Below are 21,672 nucleotides of genomic sequence, written 5' to 3'. Positions count from 1 at the left end.
TAAAAGTGGCTAAGCAGTTTGATATTGTAGTGATTGGTGGTGGTTTAGTCGGTGCAAGTTGTGCCCTGAGTTTAAGTAAAAAAAATTCTAACCTAAATATAGCCGTGGTTGAAGCAAATCAAGTAACCACCGATTACCACCCAAGTTTTGATGACAGAAGCATAGCGCTTGCACAGCAATCAGTGGAGTATTTACAAAACTTCAATTTATTTGAAGCACATGCTTTTTATGCCACTGCAATAAGAAAAGTGAGTGTTTCTGATAAAGGGCATGTTGGTAAAACCCATATACAGTGTGATGAGTTTGCTAAACCCTCACTAGGGTACGTGGTTGAAGTAAACCCATTTGGCCGAGCGCTGCATCAGCATTTAACGCAATCAAATATATCGCTTTTTTGCCCTGATAGCGTAACGGCGATAAAACAAAACGCCGATGGTAATGAACTTACATTGCAAAGCAATGAAAAACTCAGTGCTAAGTTGTTAGTGATTGCTGATGGTGCACAATCGGCAACTCGCAACTTACTAGGTTTGGGTTTTAATACCCAGCCTTATGAGCAAGGCGCGATTATTGCCAATATAGAAGTGGCTGGTGGGCACAACCATCATGCGTTTGAGCGTTTTACTCAAAATGGCCCAATGGCTTTATTACCTATGAGTAATAACCGTTATTCGTTGGTATGGTGTATGCGCCAAGAGCAGATTGAGCAGCATATGGCATTGAGTGAGTCAGACTTTTTAACTGCACTGCAAACAGCCTTTGGTTATCGTGCCGGGCAATTTATTAAAGTTGGCATGCGCGCCAGTTATCCACTGCTTTACGGGCAAGTAGAGTCGTTAACGACGCACCGAACTGTGATTATAGGCAATGCGGCGCATGCCATTCACCCTATTGCAGGGCAAGGCTTTAATTTAGGTTTGCGTGACGTACAAGTGCTAAGCGACTTAATTGCAAACAGTGAACATGATTTAGGCAGTTATACTTTTACCCGTCAATATTCAATTAAGCGCAGTGATGATATACAAACCGTAATGACATTGACCGATGCTCTGGTTCGGCTGTTTTCAAACTCATCACGGGTATTGGCGCTTGGTCGCAGTATTGGGTTATTTTCGATGGATTTATTCCCCGCATTAAAAGCCCCATTAGCAAAACAGTTAATGGGGCAAGTTAAACAAGGTACACGTTTATGAAACAAGTACAGGTTTGTATAGTGGGTGGTGGCTGCGTAGGTTTAACGCTGGCGCTAGGGCTTGCTAAAGCAAATATTAGCGTGATTGTGTTAGATGCAGCACCAAAACAAGCGCCCCCAAGTGATGATTATAGTTTACGTGTAAGCGCACTCAGTATTGCCAGTCAAACCTTACTTGAGCAGTTAAATGCATGGCCACACATAATAGCTGAGCGCGCTTGTGCGTATACGCATATGGATGTTCGCGATGCTGATAGCTTTGGAAAAATCGCCTTTAATAACGAACAACTAGAACTTGAACATTTAGGCCACATAGTTGAAAACGATATTATTCGCTTTGCGCTTATAAAAGAGCTTGAGCAGCAAAGTAGTGCCACACTCATGTTTGATACCGAGTATCAGCAAATACACCAAAGTGAGTCTGACGTGTTTATTAATTTAAAAACAGGTGAGCCTATTATTGCTAAACTGCTGGTGGCAGCAGATGGCGCAAACTCCGCGATTCGTAAGCAGTTTAATATGGCGCTGAGCTTTAAAGACTACGATCACCATGCACTGGTAGCAACAGTTAAAACTAAAGAGCCGCACGCAAATACCGCACGCCAAGTATTTTTACCCACAGGGCCGCTGGCATTTTTACCATTGAGCGATGAGCATACGCATTCAATTGTATGGTCTACTAGCCCAAATCATTGCGATGAACTCCTTGCGATGGACAATAACAGCTTTAATAAAGCGGTGATGGCTGCAATAGATGGCCAATGCGGTTTATGCGAAGTGCAAAGTAAGCGCGTCGCGTTCCCACTTAAAATGCGTTACGCCCAACAATGGATAAATGGCAAGGTGGTATTAATGGGCGATGCAGCACATACTATTCATCCGCTGGCAGGGCTTGGCATGAACCTTGGACTAAAAGATGCTGCTTATTTAATTGAGCTTTTAAGCAAAGACGCAGAAGAATTTGCAAGTACTCGCACACTGCGTGATTACGAGCGTACCCGCAAGCTCGACGCACAAAAACACATCGCCATGATGCAAGGGCTAAAAGAGCTATTTGAAGGCGCAAACCCAGTTAAAAAACTGATTCGTGGAGTAGGGCTTTCATTAGTTGATAACCTTGGGCCAATAAAACACCTGTTCGCCAAAGAAGCGATAGGAAAGTGATAAAGACAAGCGATTAGTTTTTAGCTGTCAGCTTTCAGCAAAGAAAAACCGATGTTTAGTTTAAACGTCGGTTTTTTTGTTTATAGACTTTAAAAGCTACGCTTTTCACGCGAGCAAGCTCAGCGTCTACATCGAAAATATTAAACACTTATTTTTATTTTATTTGTTGATATCAAGGGATCGTTCAGTAATCTATTCCCGAAACCCGAAACCCGAAACCCGAAACCCGAAACCCGAAACCCGAAACCCGAAACCCGAAACCCGAAACCCGATACCCTATCTATCAAAGCTTAAAAAACCTGCTTGCTTAATTATCCTACTAAGCGTAAAATGCGCGCTCATTTCGGCTTTTAAACTATTAATTCCTTGCCTTAAACCGACCGGCCGAAACGGTAAAAGGCTCTATTAACCGTAAGGAATATCCATGCGTCATTACGAAATCGTATTCATGGTTCACCCTGATCAGAGTGAGCAAGTATCTGGTATGATCGAACGTTATACTGGTTCTATCACTGAAGCGGGTGGTACTATCCACCGTCTTGAAGACTGGGGCCGTCGTCAATTGGCTTACCCAATCAACAAGCTTCATAAAGCTCATTATGTTCTTATGAACGTTGAAGCACCTACTGAAGTAATCAGCGAGCTAGAAACTACTTTCCGCTACAACGATGCAGTGCTTCGTAACTTAGTTATGCGTACTAAAAACGCGGTAACTGAAGCGTCTCCTCTTGTAAGAGAAGAGAAGAAAGAAGCACCAGCTGCTTAATTGTTTTGAGTCCTAGCATGGCACGTAATCAGCAGTTACTATAATGGTTAGCCCATATACAAATCAGCTGGTTATATCGGGGGTTGTTTGTAAAACACCCAAGTTTAGCCAAAGCCCCGCGGGCATACCGCATTGTATTTTTGTTGTAGAACATAAATCAATGCAAGTTGAAGCAGATCTTAACCGTAATAGTTATGTCAGGCTTCAGGTGGTCGCCAGTGGTAAGCAAATGCAACAACAGACTCAACATTTGCACGTTGGGCAGGCATTGCAAGTGAGTGGTTTTTTAAATCGCCACGAAGGTCGTAACGGCCTTAGCCAGTTGGTTTTGCATGCTCAGCATATAGAAAGAATTATTTGAGGAATTAATCTCATGGCACGTTATTTCAGACGTCGTAAGTTCTGCCGCTTTAAAGCGGAAGGCGTACAACAAATCGATTACAAAGATCTAGCTACTCTTAGAAACTATGTTACAGAAAGTGGCAAAATCGTACCTAGCCGTATTACAGGTACTAGCGCTAAATATCAGCGCCAGCTAGCAACTGCTATTAAGCGTGCTCGCTACTTAGCCCTTCTTCCATACACTGACTTACATAAGTAAGCAGCGGATTAACACGTTTTTAAAAGGTGTAGAAACATGCAAGTTATTCTACTAGATAAGATCGCTAACCTAGGTGGCCTAGGTGACCAGGTTGTAGTTAAATCTGGCTTCGCACGTAACTTCCTTTTCCCGCAAGGTAAGGCAGTTCCTGCAACTAAAGCAAACATTGAAACGTTTGACGCACGTCGTGCAGAACTAGAAGCTAAAATTGCTGATCAGTTAACTGCTGCACAAGCGCGCGCTGAAAAACTAGAAGCATTAGCAGAGGTTACTTTAGTATCTAAAGCTGGTGACGAAGGTAAGTTATTCGGTTCAATTGGTACTCGTGACATTGCTGATGCTATTTCAGCTGTGGGTCTTGAAGTTTCAAAATCAGAAGTTCGTTTACCTCTAGGTACTATCCGTGAGACTGGCGAGTTTGATGTTGCAATCTCAGTACACTCAGAAGTAACGGCAACTATTAAAGTTATCGTTATTGCTGAAGCTTAATTTTTTAAAATTAAGAAAAAACCGCGCTTTTAGCGCGGTTTTTTTATGTGCGATATTTATTTTTATATTATTTGAACAAATACCAAAGCCTAAAAAGTTGATTAGTATCAAAAAACATTAATTCTTATTACAGTCAAAGCCTTTGATTTTGCGTAGACTTGTGGTAAATTTTTAGTCAATGACAGCGTTGTCAAATTGATTTGTATTTACTAGACATTAAAAAGGTTACTCAACGTGCAAGAGCAAAGTAATGCGAAATCATGGAATGAAAAAGGCTTTACACTATTAGAAATTTTAATTGTTGTCGTAATATTAGGAATATTATACAGCGTAGCTTTACCCTCATACACAGCGCATATGCAGCACAGTCGACGTGCTGATATTCAGCATATTATGCTGCAGTATGGCGCATCTTTAGAGAGGATTTATTCGCGTAATGGGGGCTATCCTGCTTCAAGTAAATTTAGTACACCTGATACGCCTTACTATGCTTTTACATACACGCCTTCAAAACCAATGTCTGGTGTTAGTGCGAGTGCCGAATTTATACACAGAGCTTTTATGTTACAGGCAACGCCAAAGCGTGGCTCTGCACAAGTGAGCGATCGTTGCGGGGTATTAACGATAACTCATAACGGAACACATTCTGCCAACTCAGATAATTGTTGGAATTAATAAATGGCTAAAAATATAGGGTTTACACTCATAGAGCTTGTGATTGTGCTGGGTATTATTAGCATAATGGCAGTGATTGCTTTTCCTTCATTTAGCCAGCAAATTATGCAAGAGCGAGTAGTAACTACCGCGAATCAACTCAATAGTGTGTATAAATTCGCACGCAGTGAGGCTGTTAAGCGTAACCAACAAACAAAACTAATTATTAATGACTCACAATGGCAAGTAAAAGCGATTATTGATGGTGTTGATACCGAGTTAAAAACGTTTGCTATTGCATATCAAAATGTCAGTGCGCAACTTGTTAATTTAACTCTTTGGCCAAGTGGTGAGGTATCAGCAGCGCATCAAATATTAGTTAAGAGCAGCAATAGCAATACGATAAACTACTACTTATGTATATTAAAAAGCGGCCAAAATTGGCTGGCTGAAGAATCACAAGGATGTGTATGATAAACGAACAAAAAGGATTTTCATTGTTAGAGGTAATGCTTTCTGTGGTGATTGCAGGTATTGCTTTACTAGGGCTTGCTGCAGCACAACTTAAATCACTTCAGTTTGCTGGTAATAGTTTTAATTACACTGTGTCCCTAGTGCAAGCACAAAACACACTGGAGCGATTATGGCCGCATTTGTGCCAATTACAAACAATGCCAATACTGTTAAGTGACGCTAATTTTAAAGATGCATTATCCCCACAAATAAAAGATTACTCGCTTATATTACCTGCCACTTATGATCATGAAATGCAAATTTCAATTGCCTGGGTGGATGAGCGCATGACAGATGATGCTGAAAATCAAGTGTCGATTAACGCCAGCTTCCCTGAACTTCCTGGCTGTGTTTTATGAATATTCGTTTTAATATACAAGGTTATACCTTGGTTGAACTCATGGTCGCGTTAGCCGCAGGCGCATTTTTATTGGCGGGTGTGAGCATGTCTTACTCGGCAATTAAAAGCACCATTTTAGTTAGCAAAGAGCTAGAAAACGCACAAGAAGTCATTCGCTATACCAGCAAAGTATTTACCCGTAGCCTAAAACAAACACCAGAATTACCAACACTGAGCGAAGACAAACTTAGGCTCACTATTAAGCAGCCTGCTGGGGTTATTAGTTGCACCGGTGAGCTGACAACCAACGAGATAAATGAAATATATTATCTTGATGATAACAATTTAATTTGTGCTTTGGGCAATAATTCCCCTCAAAGATTATTAACTGGCGTTAAGGGATTAAATTTTAGTATTAATAACAATTTAGTGTCGATTAAGATAAAACCACAGCATTTACCTGAGCCGTTTGCAGCAGGATTAGTAATAGATGTTGCCGTCTCTAATGTTATTTTAAATAATGCATTGGGTGAAGTGTAATGGCTAAACAGCAGTGTGGATTTACTCTGGTAACGGTTCTTATTTTAACCAGTATGGCAAGTTTAATTGTACTTAGTTCTTTACGCGAAAACATTGTGCAAGAGCGTTTAAGTGGCAATTTTCAAAAGAAAATGAATAGCCGTTTGCTTGCAGAAAAAGGTGTGTTTGCAGAGACCAAATTATTACAGCAAGCTTTAGCTGCAAATAGCGCACTAGATATAGATGGGCTAATTAACGCAGCTGGTAATGCATCAGGGTATGGTGTGATTGGTAGCGATGCTAAATACACTGCACGTGTTTTAAAAAATGCCGCTAACGAACTTGAAATAATTAGTGTGGGGCAGCGTTATGACGGTGATGCACAAAGTAATTTAGTTGCGCGTTATAAATTGATCCCCGGTATGGCTAGCTCAACGTTTAATAATGCATTAGTTGGTTGTAAAGGGGTCACGTTATCCGGCAGTGGTACTATAGACAGTTACGATTCAAGTAAAGGTACATATGAAGAGACTAAGTCTAACCAAGGCGATGTTTCAACCGTTGATAGTGATGCTGATGTAACACTAAGTGGTCATTCACCTATTAAAGGTGATGTTCGAGCATCAGGAATTGTTTACTTGATTGGCTCCTCCCCAGTGGAAGGCAATATATACGCTAACGGTGGGGTCGATATTTCTGCAGGCGGTGGTGTTCGTGTTCAAGGGAGTGTTTATACACAAGGCAATTATAAGCATAAAGGCGGGCGTGTTTTGGGTGTCGTCCGCGCTAATGGTAATGCAGAAATGGATTCGGGTGCGCTAATTGAAAATAATACTGCTAATGGCTTAGATATTCAATATGGTGGACTAGGCGATTTTAAAAATATAAATAATCACCAACAAAATGGCGATTTTTACAGTGAACCGCGCTTTAATGTTAATCCACACGTTGATCCTGTGGCCATAGCAAGTGCAGAGTCTTTAACAAGTAATACTGCGTTGTTAGGGGCAAGTTGCGATCCGATAAGTTTACCCAGTAAAGTAAGTGACTTAATTAAAGATCAAGCATTTTTATCGTTGTTGGAGGTTGATGCAACTCAAGCCTATAAACTGACTACGAAACAAGGAGTGTATACCGCAAATGGTAATGGCACGTTAACTCCAACTCTTGGCGATGTTTTTTCATTTAGTAGCCGCTCTCAAAATCATTTAAATACAGTATCGAATAAAGAGTATATATACTCGCTTAGTGGTGTAACACTTAGTAGCAACGGGGAAATGGAAATAGCGGGTGGGGATGTCATTATGGTTATTGATGGCGATTTTAAAATGACAGGCGCTGCTAAATTAACAATAAAAAAAGACAGTAGCTTAACCATATTAACAACAGGTAAGATAAATGTAGGCGCAGGGGCACGTATTATAACCGAGCAAGAGGGGTTAACCCTAAGTGGCCACCCATCGTTATCATTTTATACCTCGTTTACGGGTACTGACGGCGTGATTTTAAATGGAGCTTCGCGCATGTATGCCGCAATTTATGCACCTTTAACAAAAGTTGAGTTAGCCGCAAGTGGTGAGTTATTTGGCACTGTGCGAGGCTCTGAAATAATCGTCACAGGCGCTGGTAATATTCATTTTGATGCGGGTTTACTAAATGCACAAAATGGTGGTGAGCTGGCATCACCTAGCCGTATTGCTTTTCTTGGTTGGTTTTACAAAGTACCAGAGAACATTAATGAAGAGCCCAACAAGCCTAGTTTTTAACTCAATAAAGTAAAAACTAGTTTAGCTTTTTTGTAAAAATATTTTTATTTCATTTAAACCTTTCAGTTACATATTACGTCTAATTAGCCAAGAAACTTAAAATTCTCAAAGATCGTATTTTCTGGGTGTTTGGGTATACTCATTTGAGAATAATAATTATAAAGGTACAACATCAGCGATGTTGATTGATGCGCAACAGGTTTTTTTACAACGAAGTGAAAAAACGTTAATAGCTAAAGTAAAAAAAGGTGATCAACACGCATTTAACGAGCTGTATACGCGGCATGTTAAAAGGGTTTATGGTTTGTGCCTTCGATTACTTGCGGATGAAGAGTATGCTCAAGATACTACTCAAGAGGTATTTGTGCAGGTTTGGCATAAAATAGCGCAATTTGATGAGCGCGCTCAATTTTCTACTTGGCTTTACAGTGTTACAAGTAATACAGCTATAGATTATCTGCGTAAGCAAAAAAGCTGGTTACAAAAAGTAATTAGTATTGAACAAAGTGGTATGGATGAGCAGTCAGCTAAAGATTGCCATGGTTTAAATGATTTAGACAAGCTAATTATTCGGCTGCCTGAGCGAGCACGTATAGTGTTTATTTTATTTGCTATTGAGGGTTACAGGCATCAAGAAATAGCAGAAAAATTGGGCATGGCTGTAGGTTCAAGCAAGGCGCAATATCATCGCGCTAAGCAGTTATTAAAGCAGTGGTATGAAAATGAATAAACTTAATTTTGATACTTATTTAAACGAGTCACTCCACACTTTGGATAAGGAGATAACCCCACAAAAAGATTTATGGACTGGCATTGAAAAGGCGATTATAAATACGCATCATCCAGTTCAAGCTCGCGCTTCACTATGGCCTAAACTTTCAGTAATGGCTGGGTTTGCAGTGATAGCATTAGTCATGGCGCAGCTGTTTATTGTGACTCCAAAGCAGCAACAAATAACACGGATGAGCGAGCAGTTTGCACAGCAAAAACAACAATTACTCGTTCAATACAAAGATAAAAGCGCACTTACTGATAATTGGCAGGTGCAACTACAAGAGCTTGAAGAGGCTGAACAAGCTATAAAACAAGCACTTAAAAGTCAGCCCCAAAACCAAGCGCTATTTTCTATGTTAGCGCAAGTATATAAACAACAACTCGATTTAATTAACAAGGTGCATGCACCGCGTTGGCAACATATTTAGGAGAAGATAAATGAAAGCAATAATAGTAGGGATCGCTTTATGGCCTATGGCGGTATTAGCGGGTGAAAAAATAGATCAACAAATTGAAGTGCCAAATAGCGGCGTTATCCATATTGAAAACCAGCGTGGTGATATTAAAATAACTGGCTGGAATCAAAATCAGTTTAAAGTGAGCGGTGAGCTTGATGATAAAGCCCAAGGCTATACGCTAAAAACACAGGACAATAAAACCCAGTTTATTGTAAAAATGCCTGAGCTTTCAAATTGGGATAATAATAATAATGGCTCAACACTAACCATTTTTATGCCAGAAAGCAGTGCATTGGAATTTGTCGGTGTTAATGCATCAGTAACCGCTAATAAATTGCAAAAAGGCACTCAAATTGATGTGGTCAATGGTGCCATTACAGTAAATGATTTAACCGGTGATATTCGCCTTACTAGTGTTAACGGTAACATTAAGGCAAAAAATCTTAATGGCAAAGTTCAGTATGAGACTGTAAATGGGTCGATTGACGATCAACAATCTAGCGGGGAAATTGGTTTTAATGCGGTAAATGGCGATATAAAATCAAATTCAATGGCTGACAATATTCGCTTAGAAAATGTAAATGGTGGGATAGACCTTACTCTTGATGCCATTAAAGAGTTGCAAATAAGTACCGTCAATGGCGAAGCTGCAGTGCGTATTAACCGCCTTTTAAGTGCCGCTGATGTGAGTTTTGAATCAGTAAGTGGCAATGCTGAGTTTTATTTTCCTGCTGATTTATCTGCTCAATTTGAGGTCGAAGCGCATGCGGGTGGTAAAATTGTAAACACCCTTACCAACGATAAAGTGCAAAAAGCTAAATACGGTCCAGCAAGTGGGGTTAAATTTACAGTCAATGCTCATGATGCCAATGTAGAAATTAATACAATTAGCGGTAACATAGCGCTTAAGAGTCAATAATCACTCATTTTAATTTAAGTTACAAAAAGCAGGAAAAGATTTCCTGCTTTGCTATTTGCACAGCCTCGTCAAGTCGATAGAATAGAGCCATTAAATTTTAGTACTGTGAAGTTATGGCCAAACCAGATAAGCAAGTCGATACTCTTAAAGTTCCTCCCCATTCAATAGAAGCTGAACAATCTGTTTTAGGTGGTTTAATGCTTGATAACCAAGCATTTGATCGCGTTGCTGAACTGGTTGTAGCACAGGATTTTTATACCCGCACTCATAAGCTTATTTTTGAGGCGATGACCACACTTGCTGAAATTGGCGATCCGATAGATTTAATCACTATTTCTGAAAGTTTAGAAAAAAATAATAAGCTTTCAGGCATTGGTGGCTTTGCCTATTTAGCTGAAATCGCTAAAAATACCCCCAGTGCTGCCAACATTGACGCTTACGCCAGTATCGTGCGCGAGCGTGCAGTAGTACGAGAAATGATTGGCGTTGCTAATGAAATTGCTGAGGCGGGCTTTAATCCTGAAGGGCGCACCAGTCACGATTTACTCGATTTTGCCGAAAGTAAAGTATTTAAAATTGCAGAGCAGCGCACAAAAAGTAGTGATGGTCCGCAAAGCATCCATAATATCCTCGAAAGAACGGTTGATAAAATCGAAGAGCTTTATCAATCACCACAAGATGGTGTTACAGGGGTAAGTACCGGTTACGCCGATTTAGATAAAATGACCACAGGCTTGCAGCCTTCTGACTTAATTATTGTCGCTGCGCGTCCGTCGATGGGTAAAACCACGTTTGCAATGAACCTTGCAGAGCATGCCGCAATGACACAAGATAAGCCTGTACTTATTTACTCATTAGAAATGCCCTCAGAACAAATAATGATGAGGATGCTGGCATCCCTTGGTCGTATTAACCAAACTAAAGTACGTACCGGTCAGTTAGATGACGATGACTGGGCGCGTCTTTCATCAACCATGGGGCTGCTCATGGAAAAAGGTAAAATGTATGTGGATGATGCATCTGGCTTAACCCCCACTGATGTACGTTCACGTGCGCGTCGTATTGCCCGCGATCATGGCGGTATTAGTATGATCATGGTCGATTATTTGCAATTAATGCGTGTACCTAGCTTGTCAGATAACCGTACCTTAGAAATTGCCGAAATTTCCCGCTCACTCAAAGCATTAGCAAAAGAATTACAATGTCCGGTTGTTGCCCTATCGCAGCTTAACCGTACGCTTGAACAACGTGCCGATAAGCGCCCAATTAACTCAGATTTACGTGAATCGGGCTCTATTGAGCAAGATGCCGATTTAATCATGTTTATTTATCGTGATGAAGTCTATAACGAAGACAGTGCCGATAAAGGCGTGGCAGAAATTATAATAGGTAAGCAGCGTAACGGTCCGATTGGTAAAGTACGTTTAACCTTCCAAGGTCAATATTCTCGCTTTGATAATTACGCGGGGCCTGCTGTAGATGATGATTACTAATGCGTTTAGCCACGGCAGAAATTAACTTAACTGCACTTGAGCATAATTTAGCACAAGTAAAACGCTTTGCCCCTAACAGCAAGGTGATGGCAGTACTAAAAGCAAACGCTTATGGCCACGGTTTAGTGACCATTGCGCAGCACTTAAATGACGCTGATGCATTTGCTGTTGCGCGTATTGACGAAGCGTTAGCATTGCGAGCTGGTGGCTTGACTAAACCAATAGTGCTGCTTGAGGGATTTTTTCATCAAGATGATTTGGCAATTTTACTGGCAAATAATTTTCAAACCATTATTCACGATGAAACTCAGCTGAAAATGCTCGAAAGTGCACAGCTGGATGCTCCACTCAATTGCTGGCTAAAAATAAATACCGGCATGCATCGATTAGGGATCGCGCCTGAACAATTTGATTGGTTTTATCAGCGGCTAAAAGCGACCCCGAATGCACAAAATAAAATAAACTTAATGACTCATTTTTCGTGTGCCGATGATGTAAAAAACACAAAAACGATGCAGCAAATTGCCTTATTCGATAATTTAACGCAGGGTATTGAGCAAGCGCATTGCTTATCGAACTCTGCGGGGATTCTTGCATGGCCGAAAAGCCATGGTGATTGGGTCAGACCTGGGCTTATGCTTTATGGTGTTTCACCTATGGCCGAACATATAGGTAAAGACCACCAATTAAAGCCTGTGATGCGTTTAACAACCAAAGTCATAGCTATTCGTAATGTAGCGGCTTATGAGCAGGTGGGTTATGGTGGGCGTTGGCAAAGTGATAAACCCACAGTATTGGCAGTGGTTGCAATGGGTTATGGTGATGGTTATCCGCGTCATGCAAAAGAGGGCACGCCAGTAATAATCGATAATCATCGCTATGGCATTGTCGGCAGTGTCGCCATGGATATGATCACTATTGATATAGGTAATAATTCGCATAATGTGCAAGTCGGTGATGAAGTCATTATGTGGGGGCCAGAGTTACCAGTAGAAGAGATTGCACAATGTGCTGATACTATATCTTACGAGTTATTATGTAATATTACACCGCGCGTAAGTTATGAGTATCAGCGCTAATATTTATTTTTAAAATACGGATTAACTTTATAGTTGTTACAATGAGTGTGATGCTAATTTAATCGGTATGGTTATTCTTTTATAAAATAAATATCGCTAAAGCCCATACGCGCAAATTCTTGATCACGAAAGTTACGTACAGCCGATGAGCCCTTAGAGGTCATTTCTATTTGGCGTACCATGTTTAAGTAATTAGTTAAATCGATGCCTTCGGCAGCCGCAATAGCTTGATACATATCGTGATATTTGTCTTTAGCGAAGTTAATCTCGCGCGGTTGGTTTTTAAAAGTGTAGGTAATTCTGCGTGCCATAATAAGCTCAGTTAAATTGAGTGTGAGTGTAATTTTACACTGTATTTAAGCTGCGTTGAATGATTAGTTGAAATCAAATAATTAAAAAGGTGAGTTTAAAATGAAATTATCAGTAGAGATCAGTAAATATCCGCTCCATCAAGATTATATCCCTTTTATTAAAGGATTTATCGACAGAATTAATGCTTATGAAGAACTTAAAGTAATTACTAATACCATGTCTACCCAAATATTTGGTGATTACGATTTAGTAATGCAAGTGATCAGCACAGAAATTAAACACTCGTACGAGCAATTTGGTAAAGCGATATTTGTGTGTAAATTTATCTCGGGCGATTTATCTCCTAAATAATCCCTTAATAAACACGGTCGTTCTGTAATGATAGATTTTATAACGCAAATACTCAGTGGTTTTACTGCCATGTCGCATTGGGAATATATTGCGGTTGCTTTGTCGATGGCGTATTTATTACTGGCCATAAAAGAAAGTTTATGGTGCTGGCCCGCGGCATTTTTTAGTACGCTTATTTATACCATTATGTATTGGAATGGCGCGTTATTAATGGAGTCACTACTCAACTTTTATTATATGTATATGGCGGTGTTTGGTTGGCTTGTATGGCGTAAAGGTAAAGCGAGTCAAGCACAGCGATTAATTACATCTTGGCCGGTAAACCAACACGTTATTTTAATTGTATTAACTACGTTAGCCTCATTAGCAATTGGTTATGTAATGCAAAACTATACGCATGCAGATTTTGCGTACCTTGATAGCTTTACTACTTGCTTTGCGGTAGTAACCACTTACTTGGTGGCTAAAAAAGTACTTGAAAATTGGCTGTATTGGATTGTGATTGATGCAGCATCTATGTATTTGTATTACGAAAAGGGCTATTACCCAACATTGGTGCTTTTTATATTTTATACCGTTATGGCAGCCTGGGGATTTAAAACCTGGTACCAAGAATATGAGCAAAGCCAAGCTAAACCAATGGCACAATTGTAGTTTATGAACCAACATCCTCAGCTAGTAAATATTTGCAATGCGTTTTTAGCACCAGAGACAATAATATCAACCCAGTACTTAGTTAACGGCTTAAGTAACGATAACTTTTTAATACGAACTAATTTTCAATCTTATTTATTAAAGTGTTATAAAACCTCTTGGCCAAAAACAGGGTTGTGTGCTCAATATCAACTTAGCAAGCAACAAGTTTGCCCTACACCCATTTGGCTGGATGAGAAAAATAAGCGGGCTGCCTTTAATTACATCGAGGGCGAGGTTGCACTGTCTTATTTGGCTACTCCTTTACTTACTAAACTGGTTAAAGTACATACATATATCACTGATGCTCAAACAATGGATATAGCCAAGGAATTACAAGCCTATGAGCATTTATTGGTATTTAAACAGTATGATAAATATATAAAAAGAACACTTAAAAGTATTGCCGATATGCCTGTAGATATTGGCTTTTGCCATAACGATTTAGTGAAAGAAAATATAGTGGTAAACTCGCAAGGCGTTTATTTAATCGACTTTGAGTACGCCCAGAAAAATGATGTCTATTTTGATCTTGCTGCGCTGGCGGTTAGTTTTAAGCTAGATACTTTAGCTAAGCAGGCCTTGCTAACACACTACCAAGCACTTAGGGTATCAGAGTCATTTTATCTATCTATGCATAAACTTAACTGCTATCAACTAGTGTATTTATCGTTATGCATTGGTTGGTATGAGCGACGCGCCATAAACAAAAAAGTTGTTGTATTGCGCGCGCAACTGGATGAACTTATAACATTAATGGGTATTTAAAGCCCACCAAAGCGTTCCGCTAGTTCTTTGTATTTTGCTACTTCATCAGCGTCAAATTGCAGTTCACCCTCTTCATCTTCAGATTTTGCGATTAATAAGCTCTCTCTTACAAGGCGTTTAACGCGCTCTGCTTTTACACCTAAAAACTCCGCAACTTGCTCTGTTGACATTAACTTCATAATTATTTCCTCGTGTTTAATCGTTCCGTACAGTGACAATAATAGATAATATGTGTCTAAAGCGTTACTGTTTTTTTACATAATATAAATAAATAGCTTTTTTTTACGTTTTGTTAAGCGATTAGTTTAAATTATAGACATGTAAACGAATCATGCTGGTATTTAGGTGAAGATATCTTTATTATTGCACCGCTGACGCATTGATATCGCGAGTTGATGTGGCGGCAACAAATGTGCTCTCGTGGTGAAATGGATATCACGTGGCCCTCCGGAGGCTAAGTTGTAGGTTCGATCCCTACCGAGAGCGCCATTTGCTTTTAAAGTTTTACTTCAATTACTGCGTTAAACTAGCGGCTATTTTTAAACAATCAGCTCCATAGCAATCTACTTTACCCTATCGAACGTAAGTTTATTATTAATAACTCGTATGATTATCAGCGTTAATCATTTACTATTATCTAGCACTCAAAAACTAGACTTTTATAGCTAAATAATGCTATTAAAAGTATATATTAATTAATTATAGAATCCCTCATTTTTATGCTAATAACCTTACCCATATCAGAACTTACTCCAGGCATGTACGTCAATAGCGTTACTAAGCAGCAGGAGAGTGTGGATGGCATAAAAATTAAAACCAGCGGCTTGGTTCGTGATAAATCAATTATTCAACGTCTGATCAGTGAAGGAGTGCTTGAGCTTCTCATTGATTTTACCAAAAGTGATGTCGCCATCCCCGCTAAATATAAAGTAAAAGATAAACCGCAAGTCGCTACCGAAAAAGAACAGCTAAAACCATCAAAAACTAAGCTAGCAATTAGTTTACGACAAGAGTTTGCAAAAGCCAGTGTTAGTTACGATGCGCACAATAGAAAACTACAAAATATTTATGGTGATTTAACCTCAGGCTTTAGCGTCAATATTAAAGCGCTTGATGAGATAAGTAATGAAATAGTCAGCTCGGTTTTTCGTAACGAGCATGCGATGACCATTCTGACTCGTATTAAAGATAAACATAGCTATAACTGGCGGCATATGATCAATTGCACCATATTTACGGCTGTGTTTGCTAAATACCTAGGTTACAAACAATCTGCTGTACACGAACTAGCAATGGGGGCATTGCTGCATGATTTAGGTCAAGCTAAGTTACCGCAAGGTATATTTTCAAAGCCCGGAAAAATTACGGGTAACGAGATGACGGCAATAAAAAAGCATGTTGCACAAAGTTTAGGGTTGTTAAAAGGTGAAAAGGGTATTACCCCTTTAATGTTAGATATGATTGTGAATCATCATGAGCGTCTTGATGGCTCTGGTTACCCGCGTGGTGTCAGTGGTGATAAATTGAGTCGTGCTGCGCGTATTATCGCTATTGTAGATGTTTATGATGCACTAACTGCAGACAGGCCTCACCAAGAGGGTGATGAGCCCATTAATGCCCTGCGTTACTTACTGGCCAATAAGCAGTTATTTGATGCTGAATTAGTGCAGTTATTTATAAAATGTTTAGGTGTTCATCCTGTTGGTACTATTGTAAAGCTGACTAACGAGCGACTCGCTTTGGTACTTGAAGGCAATCACAGCAACCCTATTAAGCCTAAGGTTAAACTATTTTATAATGCCAAGCATAACCACCATGTTACCCCAAAAGATATTGATTTGAGCTTAAATAATAATGAGATAAAAATACAGGCAAGTGTAAAACCTGCCGACTATAAAATTAATTTACCTCGGCTTTTAAAAGAGCATTTGCTCCTTTAGCTTTGCTGCATCTGCTCTTTTTATTTGTTTTAACGCCGATAAACCCGCCTAAAAAACAATTTCCCATTAACGTTAACCATAATAGTGTGCCTAACTCTGCATGTAATGCTAAGCAGCAAAAGCCTAAAGAAATAAGCGCCATGCTTATTGCCGCTAACCAATAATGATTAACGGGATTGTCACAGTTGCCTGCTTGGGTACATGCACAATAATTGGCTTTAAAAAAGAAATAAACGCTCACACCGCAAAAAATAAGCCCAGTAATAATAAGTAAAATAATCACCGTTTTCTCCCTTAGTTATTATATCTGCAGTTTAGATTGCAAAACATTTCAAGTCAACGCAAATGAGAATTAATTGCATTAGAGTATATACTCTAATAGCATACTTCTGCTCCGATGAGTTTTAAATAGTTGTTAAAATGTCGTTAAAAAACGTGTTTTTTGGCCTTTTTTAACGTTTTAGTAGAGTTTTTTATAAAAAATTAAGGTAGGGTACGGTGGTTTGAAACTCTAATAACAACACACATAGTTATCCAAACAGTAGTTTGGTTAAGGACACAACAATGAAATTTACTAAAACTCTTCTCGCAGCGTCACTGGCATTAGTTTCAGCGGATACGTTTGCAGCCGCTTTTCAACTTGCTGAGCAAAATGTATCTGGTTTAGGTCGTGCATACGCAGGTGAAGCGTCTGTAGCAGACGATGCGTCTGTGGTTGCGCGTAACCCTGCACTAATGACATTATTTAAAGAAAAACAACTCAGCGTTGCCGCTATGGCGGTAATCCCAGATGTTAGCCTTAAAGGGACAGGTAATGCCTACGGTTTAGATAACAGCGTACTAGATGATGACAGCATCGCACCTAGCGCGATTATTCCTGCGGGTTATTTCACTATGCCAGTAAACGATAAAGTATCGGTTGGTTTTGGTGCTTTTTCTAACTTTGGCCTAGCGACTGAATTTAATGATGATTACGCAGCAGGCCAAATTGCCGGTGAAACTGAAATTGTTACTGTGAATATGAATGCAAGCGTTGCTTATAAAGTATCAGAGCAGTTTAGTTTTGGTGTTGGTTTAAATGCAATTTATGCAGAAGCGAAGATTATTCGTAAGTTTGGCGTAGTACCTCCTGTAAACCCTGCTATTGCATCTATTCCTGCAAGTGCTGATGCTGTTCACCTTGAAGGTGATGACATGGGCTACGGCTTAAACGTTGGTTTAATGTACCAATTAGATGAAAATAGCCGTTTTGGTTTTAATTACCGTACAGAAACAGACATTACTTTTGAAGGTGAGTACTCGAATGAGCTACCTTCATTTATTCCTGGTGGGTTAAACGGTCAAGTTGAACTACCTGGCTCAGTTGAAATTACACTACCAGCAATTGCTGAGTTTTCAGGTTCTCATCAGTTAGATGAAAAACTAGGCGTTCACTACAGCGTATTATGGACAGGTTGGAGCAGTTTTGATTCTTTAGAAGCACAAGTAACAGCACCTACAGGTGATAAGTTTAGTGCATTTAAAAAAACCGAAGACTTCTCTGATGCCATGCGTTATTCAATGGGTGCTGATTACCAATTCAGCGAAAACTTAATGTTACGTGCTGGTGTTGCCCTTGATGAGTCGCCAGTATCACAACCGCATTTGTCAATCTCTATTCCTGATACCGATCGATACTGGTTTTCATTAGGTGGTAACTATGCGATTGATCAAAACTCAAACGTTGATTTAGGTGTGAGTGTATTACGTGGTAAAACACAAAACTTTACTGAAAAAGTAGAAAGCGAAACACTACCACAGCAATGGTCTTTTGAATCAAAAGGGCATGCAGTGCTTATTGGTGCTCAGTATAACTACACGTTCTAATTCTGCCTAGAGCCTAGACACAAAAAAGCCGCTTACTTCAAATGAAGTAAGCGGCTTTTTTTATACTTATAAATTACATGTTTACGGATAGCATAAGCCATCCGTAACGGTTTAATTATAAGCTTGCTATTTTAACTTTTTGCTCAAGTAGCTTGGTTTTAGCATCGGTGAATTCAGCTAACTTGTCATTTTCTTTAGCCAGTACCGCTGGCGGTGCGTTGTTAACAAACTTTTCGTTAGCCAGTTTGTTTTGCACTTGCGCTAGCCCTTTCTCTGCTTTTTCAAGCTGCTTATTAATACGTGCAAGCTCGGCTTCAACGTCAATTAAGCCCGCCATGGGGATCATAATTTCAAGGTTGCCAACATAAGAGGTCGCACAGGCTGGGGCGTCGTCTTTATTTTCAAGTAGGGTAAACGCTTCAAGCTTAGCCAGTGATGCTAAGAACGATTCATTTTCGTTAATTCGGCGCACATCGTCGCTCGATGCATTGGCGAGTAATACCGATAGCGGTTTGCTTGGGCTAATATCCATTTCGCCACGAATATTACGAATGGCTAAAATAAACTGCTTAACCCACTCTAAATCGTCCATTGCTTGTGCATCAACATTGGCTTGGTTATAAACAGGGAAGCCTTGGACCATAATACTGGTACCCACTGTTTCAAGCCCTGCAAGTGGCGCAACACGTTGCCAAATCGTTTCTGTGATGTAGGGCATCATTGGGTGCATTAAGCGTAATAAACTTTCAAGTACGGTAATCAGTGTATGACGTGTACCGCGCTGTTGTGCTTCATTGCCTTTAAATAATACCGGCTTAGTTAGCTCTAGGTACCAATCACAAAATTGGTTCCAAGTGAATTCGTACAGTGTATTAGCCGCTAAATCAAAACGGTAGTTATCAAGGTGCTCGGTGTAAGTTTTAACGGTTGCTTCATATTGGCCTAAAATCCAACGATCAGCTAATGAATACTGTTTTTCACTGTCGTTAAAGCCACAGTCTTGCTCTTCGGTGTTCATTAATACGTAACGACTCGCGTTCCATAATTTATTACAGAAGTTACGGTAGCCTTCAAGGCGGTTCATATCCCAATTAATATCACGACCGGTTGATGCCATGGCTGCTAAGGTAAAGCGCAGTGCGTCAGTGCCGTGGGCTTCAATCCCATTTGCAAATACTTTGCGGGTATCTTTTTCAATTTTAGCGGCAAGTTTTGGCTGCATCATGTTACCAGTACGTTTTTGTACTAGCTCTTCAAGGCCTATGCCGTCAATCATGTCTAGTGGGTCAAGTACGTTACCTTTAGACTTTGACATTTTATCGCCGTTGTCGTCACGTATAAGGCCAGTAACATACACGGTTTTAAAGGGGACTTGTGGTTTGCCATTTTCATCTTTTATAAAATGCAACGTCATCATGATCATACGCGCAACCCAGAAGAAGATAATATCAAAACCGGTTACTAACACGTCTGATGGGTGGAAGGTTTTTAAATCATCGGTATTTTCTGGCCAGCCTTGGGTTGAAAACGTCCAAAGTGCAGATGAAAACCAGGTATCAAGTACGTCTTCGTCTTGGCTAAGTGTTACGCTATCGGCAAGGTTGTTATCGCGGCGAACCTCGTTTTCATCACGGCCAACGTAAACGTTACCTTCACTATCGTACCAAGCTGGAATACGGTGCCCCCACCAAAGCTGGCGTGAAATACACCAATCTTGTATGTCGTTCATCCACGAAAAGTACATGTTTTCGTATTGCTTGGGTACAAATTGAATGTCGCCATTTTTAACCGCGTCTTTTGCAGGTTCAGCCAGTGGTGCAACACGTACATACCATTGGTCGGTCAGCAGTGGCTCAATAACAACACCAGAGCGATCGCCATAAGGAACAGTTAGGCCATGATCTTCAATTTTTTCAAGTAGCCCTAGCTCTTCAAATTCAGCAACAATGGCTTTACGTGCGTCAAAACGGTCAAGGCCATGCAGACGCTCAGGGATTGGCGCATCAAATTCAAGTTCTTTACCGTCAAAGGTGTAGGTTTCACCTTTTGTTAAAATAGCCGCGTCTTTATCGAAGATATTAATCATCGGCATTTGATGACGTTTACCCACTTCGTTATCGTTAAAGTCGTGCGCAGGGGTGATTTTTACACAGCCCGTGCCTTTGTCTTTATCGGCATGTTCGTCAGCAACAATCTTAATTCGACGATTAACAATCGGCAGTAAAATCTCTTTACCAACTAGATTTTGGTAGCGTTCGTCATCAGGGTTTACTGCCACGCCTGAGTCACCTAGCATGGTTTCTGGACGCGTGGTTGCTACTACAATATAATCTTTACCGTTTTGCGTTTTAACGCCATCAGCCAGCGGGTAACGCAAGTGCCACATATGGCCTTGCTTATCTTTGTTTTCAACTTCAAGATCGGAAATTGCGGTGTGTAATTTTGGATCCCAGTTTACTAAACGTTTACCACGGTAAATTAGGTCTTCTTTGTGCAGGCGTACAAACACTTCTTTAACGGCTTCAGATAAGCCATCGTCCATGGTAAAGCGTTCGCGATCCCAATCAACAGAGGCACCAAGGCGACGAAGTTGTTTAGTGATAGTGCCACCCGATTGGTTTTTCCACTGCCAAATTTTATCGATAAATGCATCACGGCCTAAATCGTGGCGCGTTTTACCTTCTTCAGCGGCAAGTTTACGTTCAACCAGCATTTGGGTGGCAATACCGGCGTGGTCAGTACCTACTTGCCATAATGTATTGTTACCTTGCATGCGTTTAAAACGCGTTAAGGTATCCATAATGGTATCTTGAAACGCGTGGCCCATGTGTAAGCTACCCGTGACATTTGGCGGCGGGATCATAATCGAATAGGGGGTGCCTTGGCCAGATGGTTTAAAATAGCCTTTTTGTTCCCAGTCTTGATAGAGAGACTGTTCAATATCTTGCGGATTGTAGGTTTTATCCATTACACAGAACCTTAAATAAGTACTTAAATGAGTTAGTTAGCTTTGTA

Annotated in this window: 25 protein-coding genes and 1 tRNA gene; 22 read left to right on the top strand and 4 right to left on the bottom strand. The window is 40.2% G+C overall.

All coding sequences use genetic code 11. From position 1 onward, the window contains the following. Positions 1–5: 5 nt before the first annotated feature. From ubiH to alr, 16 genes are all read left to right on the top strand, one after another. Positions 6–1,193: a 2-octaprenyl-6-methoxyphenyl hydroxylase gene (ubiH, locus tag AC6H44_RS12120; RefSeq protein ID WP_500735769.1), complete on the top strand. Its 1,188-nt coding sequence runs from the start codon at positions 6–8 to the stop codon at positions 1,191–1,193. Continuing rightward, positions 1,190–2,356, top strand: a complete 1,167-nt coding sequence (locus AC6H44_RS12115) for an FAD-dependent monooxygenase (RefSeq protein WP_500735767.1) — start codon at positions 1,190–1,192, stop codon at positions 2,354–2,356. The genes ubiH and AC6H44_RS12115 overlap by 4 nt, the downstream gene beginning before the upstream one ends. A gap of 424 nt (positions 2,357–2,780) precedes the next feature. Then, positions 2,781–3,122, top strand: coding sequence for a 30S ribosomal protein S6 (gene rpsF, locus AC6H44_RS12110; RefSeq protein ID WP_008110420.1), 342 nt, complete (start codon positions 2,781–2,783; stop codon positions 3,120–3,122). Positions 3,123–3,165: 43 nt separating this feature from the next. Continuing rightward, a complete protein-coding gene (gene priB / locus AC6H44_RS12105) occupies positions 3,166–3,483 on the top strand; it encodes a primosomal replication protein N (RefSeq protein ID WP_008466122.1) in 318 nt (105 codons plus the stop codon). Between the two features lie 12 nt (positions 3,484–3,495). Further along, complete coding sequence (gene rpsR, locus AC6H44_RS12100; RefSeq protein WP_002962753.1) at positions 3,496–3,723, top strand: 30S ribosomal protein S18; 228 nt, start codon at positions 3,496–3,498, stop codon at positions 3,721–3,723. Between the two features lie 36 nt (positions 3,724–3,759). Further along, on the top strand, positions 3,760–4,212 hold the full coding sequence (gene rplI, locus AC6H44_RS12095; RefSeq protein WP_500735764.1) for a 50S ribosomal protein L9: 453 nt from the start codon (positions 3,760–3,762) through the stop codon (positions 4,210–4,212). 234 nt (positions 4,213–4,446) lie between these two features. Next, complete coding sequence (locus tag AC6H44_RS12090) at positions 4,447–4,887, top strand: type IV pilin protein (protein WP_500735762.1); 441 nt, start codon at positions 4,447–4,449, stop codon at positions 4,885–4,887. 3 nt (positions 4,888–4,890) lie between these two features. After that, entirely contained in the window at positions 4,891–5,340 is a 450-nt protein-coding gene (locus AC6H44_RS12085) for a GspH/FimT family pseudopilin (protein ID WP_500735761.1), read from the top strand. Beyond that, positions 5,337–5,738, top strand: a complete 402-nt coding sequence (locus tag AC6H44_RS12080; RefSeq protein WP_500735759.1) for a type IV pilus modification PilV family protein — start codon at positions 5,337–5,339, stop codon at positions 5,736–5,738. The genes AC6H44_RS12085 and AC6H44_RS12080 overlap by 4 nt, the downstream gene beginning before the upstream one ends. Beyond that, positions 5,735–6,259 (top strand): prepilin-type N-terminal cleavage/methylation domain-containing protein, encoded by a 525-nt coding sequence (locus AC6H44_RS12075; protein WP_500735758.1) that lies wholly within the window; start codon positions 5,735–5,737, stop codon positions 6,257–6,259. Before AC6H44_RS12080 ends, AC6H44_RS12075 begins: the two co-directional genes overlap by 4 nt. Then, positions 6,259–8,004: a DUF7305 domain-containing protein gene (locus AC6H44_RS12070; protein ID WP_500735757.1), complete on the top strand. Its 1,746-nt coding sequence runs from the start codon at positions 6,259–6,261 to the stop codon at positions 8,002–8,004. Before AC6H44_RS12075 ends, AC6H44_RS12070 begins: the two co-directional genes overlap by 1 nt. A 178-nt stretch (positions 8,005–8,182) precedes the next feature. Beyond that, positions 8,183–8,734 carry an RNA polymerase sigma factor gene (locus tag AC6H44_RS12065; RefSeq protein WP_500735756.1) on the top strand — a complete coding sequence of 184 codons (552 nt, stop codon included), beginning with the start codon at positions 8,183–8,185 and terminating at the stop codon, positions 8,732–8,734. Then, positions 8,721–9,206 (top strand): hypothetical protein, encoded by a 486-nt coding sequence (locus tag AC6H44_RS12060; protein ID WP_500735755.1) that lies wholly within the window; start codon positions 8,721–8,723, stop codon positions 9,204–9,206. The genes AC6H44_RS12065 and AC6H44_RS12060 overlap by 14 nt, the downstream gene beginning before the upstream one ends. Before the next feature lie 10 nt (positions 9,207–9,216). Beyond that, the gene (locus AC6H44_RS12055) at positions 9,217–10,155 is read left to right on the top strand and encodes a DUF4097 family beta strand repeat-containing protein (RefSeq protein WP_500735754.1); all 939 of its coding nucleotides are present in this window, start codon (positions 9,217–9,219) and stop codon (positions 10,153–10,155) included. Positions 10,156–10,268: 113 nt separating this feature from the next. Further along, positions 10,269–11,648 carry a replicative DNA helicase gene (dnaB, locus tag AC6H44_RS12050; protein WP_500735753.1) on the top strand — a complete coding sequence of 460 codons (1,380 nt, stop codon included), beginning with the start codon at positions 10,269–10,271 and terminating at the stop codon, positions 11,646–11,648. After that, positions 11,648–12,727 carry an alanine racemase gene (gene alr, locus AC6H44_RS12045; protein ID WP_500735751.1) on the top strand — a complete coding sequence of 360 codons (1,080 nt, stop codon included), beginning with the start codon at positions 11,648–11,650 and terminating at the stop codon, positions 12,725–12,727. The genes dnaB and alr overlap by 1 nt, the downstream gene beginning before the upstream one ends. Before the next feature lie 71 nt (positions 12,728–12,798). On the opposite strand, the gene AC6H44_RS12040 is transcribed toward alr, so the two are convergent. After that, a complete protein-coding gene (locus AC6H44_RS12040; protein WP_004588463.1) occupies positions 12,799–13,038 on the bottom strand; it encodes a DUF2960 domain-containing protein in 240 nt (79 codons plus the stop codon). A 100-nt stretch (positions 13,039–13,138) separates the two neighbouring features. Between AC6H44_RS12040 and AC6H44_RS12035 the strand changes: the two genes are divergently transcribed. Genes AC6H44_RS12035 through AC6H44_RS12025 form a run of 3 tightly spaced genes read left to right on the top strand, consistent with a single transcriptional unit; the run spans position 13,139 to position 14,851 of the window. After that, positions 13,139–13,390 (top strand): hypothetical protein, encoded by a 252-nt coding sequence (locus AC6H44_RS12035; protein WP_500735749.1) that lies wholly within the window; start codon positions 13,139–13,141, stop codon positions 13,388–13,390. Between the two features lie 30 nt (positions 13,391–13,420). Then, a complete protein-coding gene (pnuC, locus tag AC6H44_RS12030; protein ID WP_500738430.1) occupies positions 13,421–14,044 on the top strand; it encodes a nicotinamide riboside transporter PnuC in 624 nt (207 codons plus the stop codon). 3 nt (positions 14,045–14,047) lie between these two features. Then, the gene (locus tag AC6H44_RS12025; protein WP_500735748.1) at positions 14,048–14,851 is read left to right on the top strand and encodes a phosphotransferase; all 804 of its coding nucleotides are present in this window, start codon (positions 14,048–14,050) and stop codon (positions 14,849–14,851) included. Here the strand turns inward: AC6H44_RS12025 and AC6H44_RS12020 are convergent. Beyond that, positions 14,848–15,030: a helix-turn-helix domain-containing protein gene (locus AC6H44_RS12020; RefSeq protein WP_500735747.1), complete on the bottom strand. Its 183-nt coding sequence runs from the start codon at positions 15,028–15,030 to the stop codon at positions 14,848–14,850. The genes AC6H44_RS12025 and AC6H44_RS12020 overlap by 4 nt on opposite strands. Before the next feature lie 235 nt (positions 15,031–15,265). Between AC6H44_RS12020 and AC6H44_RS12015 the strand changes: the two genes are divergently transcribed. Continuing rightward, positions 15,266–15,340, top strand: a tRNA-Arg gene (locus AC6H44_RS12015). Between the two features lie 230 nt (positions 15,341–15,570). Further along, positions 15,571–16,791: an HD-GYP domain-containing protein gene (locus AC6H44_RS12010; protein ID WP_500735745.1), complete on the top strand. Its 1,221-nt coding sequence runs from the start codon at positions 15,571–15,573 to the stop codon at positions 16,789–16,791. On the opposite strand, the gene AC6H44_RS12005 is transcribed toward AC6H44_RS12010, so the two are convergent. Continuing rightward, a complete protein-coding gene (locus tag AC6H44_RS12005; protein ID WP_500735743.1) occupies positions 16,751–17,074 on the bottom strand; it encodes a hypothetical protein in 324 nt (107 codons plus the stop codon). The two genes, AC6H44_RS12010 and AC6H44_RS12005, sit on opposite strands and share 41 nt — an antisense overlap. A 281-nt stretch (positions 17,075–17,355) precedes the next feature. Between AC6H44_RS12005 and AC6H44_RS12000 the strand changes: the two genes are divergently transcribed. Then, on the top strand, positions 17,356–18,657 hold the full coding sequence (locus AC6H44_RS12000; protein WP_500735742.1) for an outer membrane protein transport protein: 1,302 nt from the start codon (positions 17,356–17,358) through the stop codon (positions 18,655–18,657). Between the two features lie 115 nt (positions 18,658–18,772). Here AC6H44_RS12000 and AC6H44_RS11995 read toward each other — a convergent pair whose 3' ends face one another. Then, a complete protein-coding gene (locus AC6H44_RS11995) occupies positions 18,773–21,625 on the bottom strand; it encodes a valine--tRNA ligase (protein ID WP_500735740.1) in 2,853 nt (950 codons plus the stop codon). Positions 21,626–21,672 lie beyond the last annotated feature (47 nt).

The sequence above is a fragment of the Pseudoalteromonas sp. TAP-3C genome, from assembly GCF_059888565.1.
The sequence above is the reverse complement of the archived record's forward strand: the minus strand, read 5'-3'. Positions and strand labels throughout refer to the sequence as shown.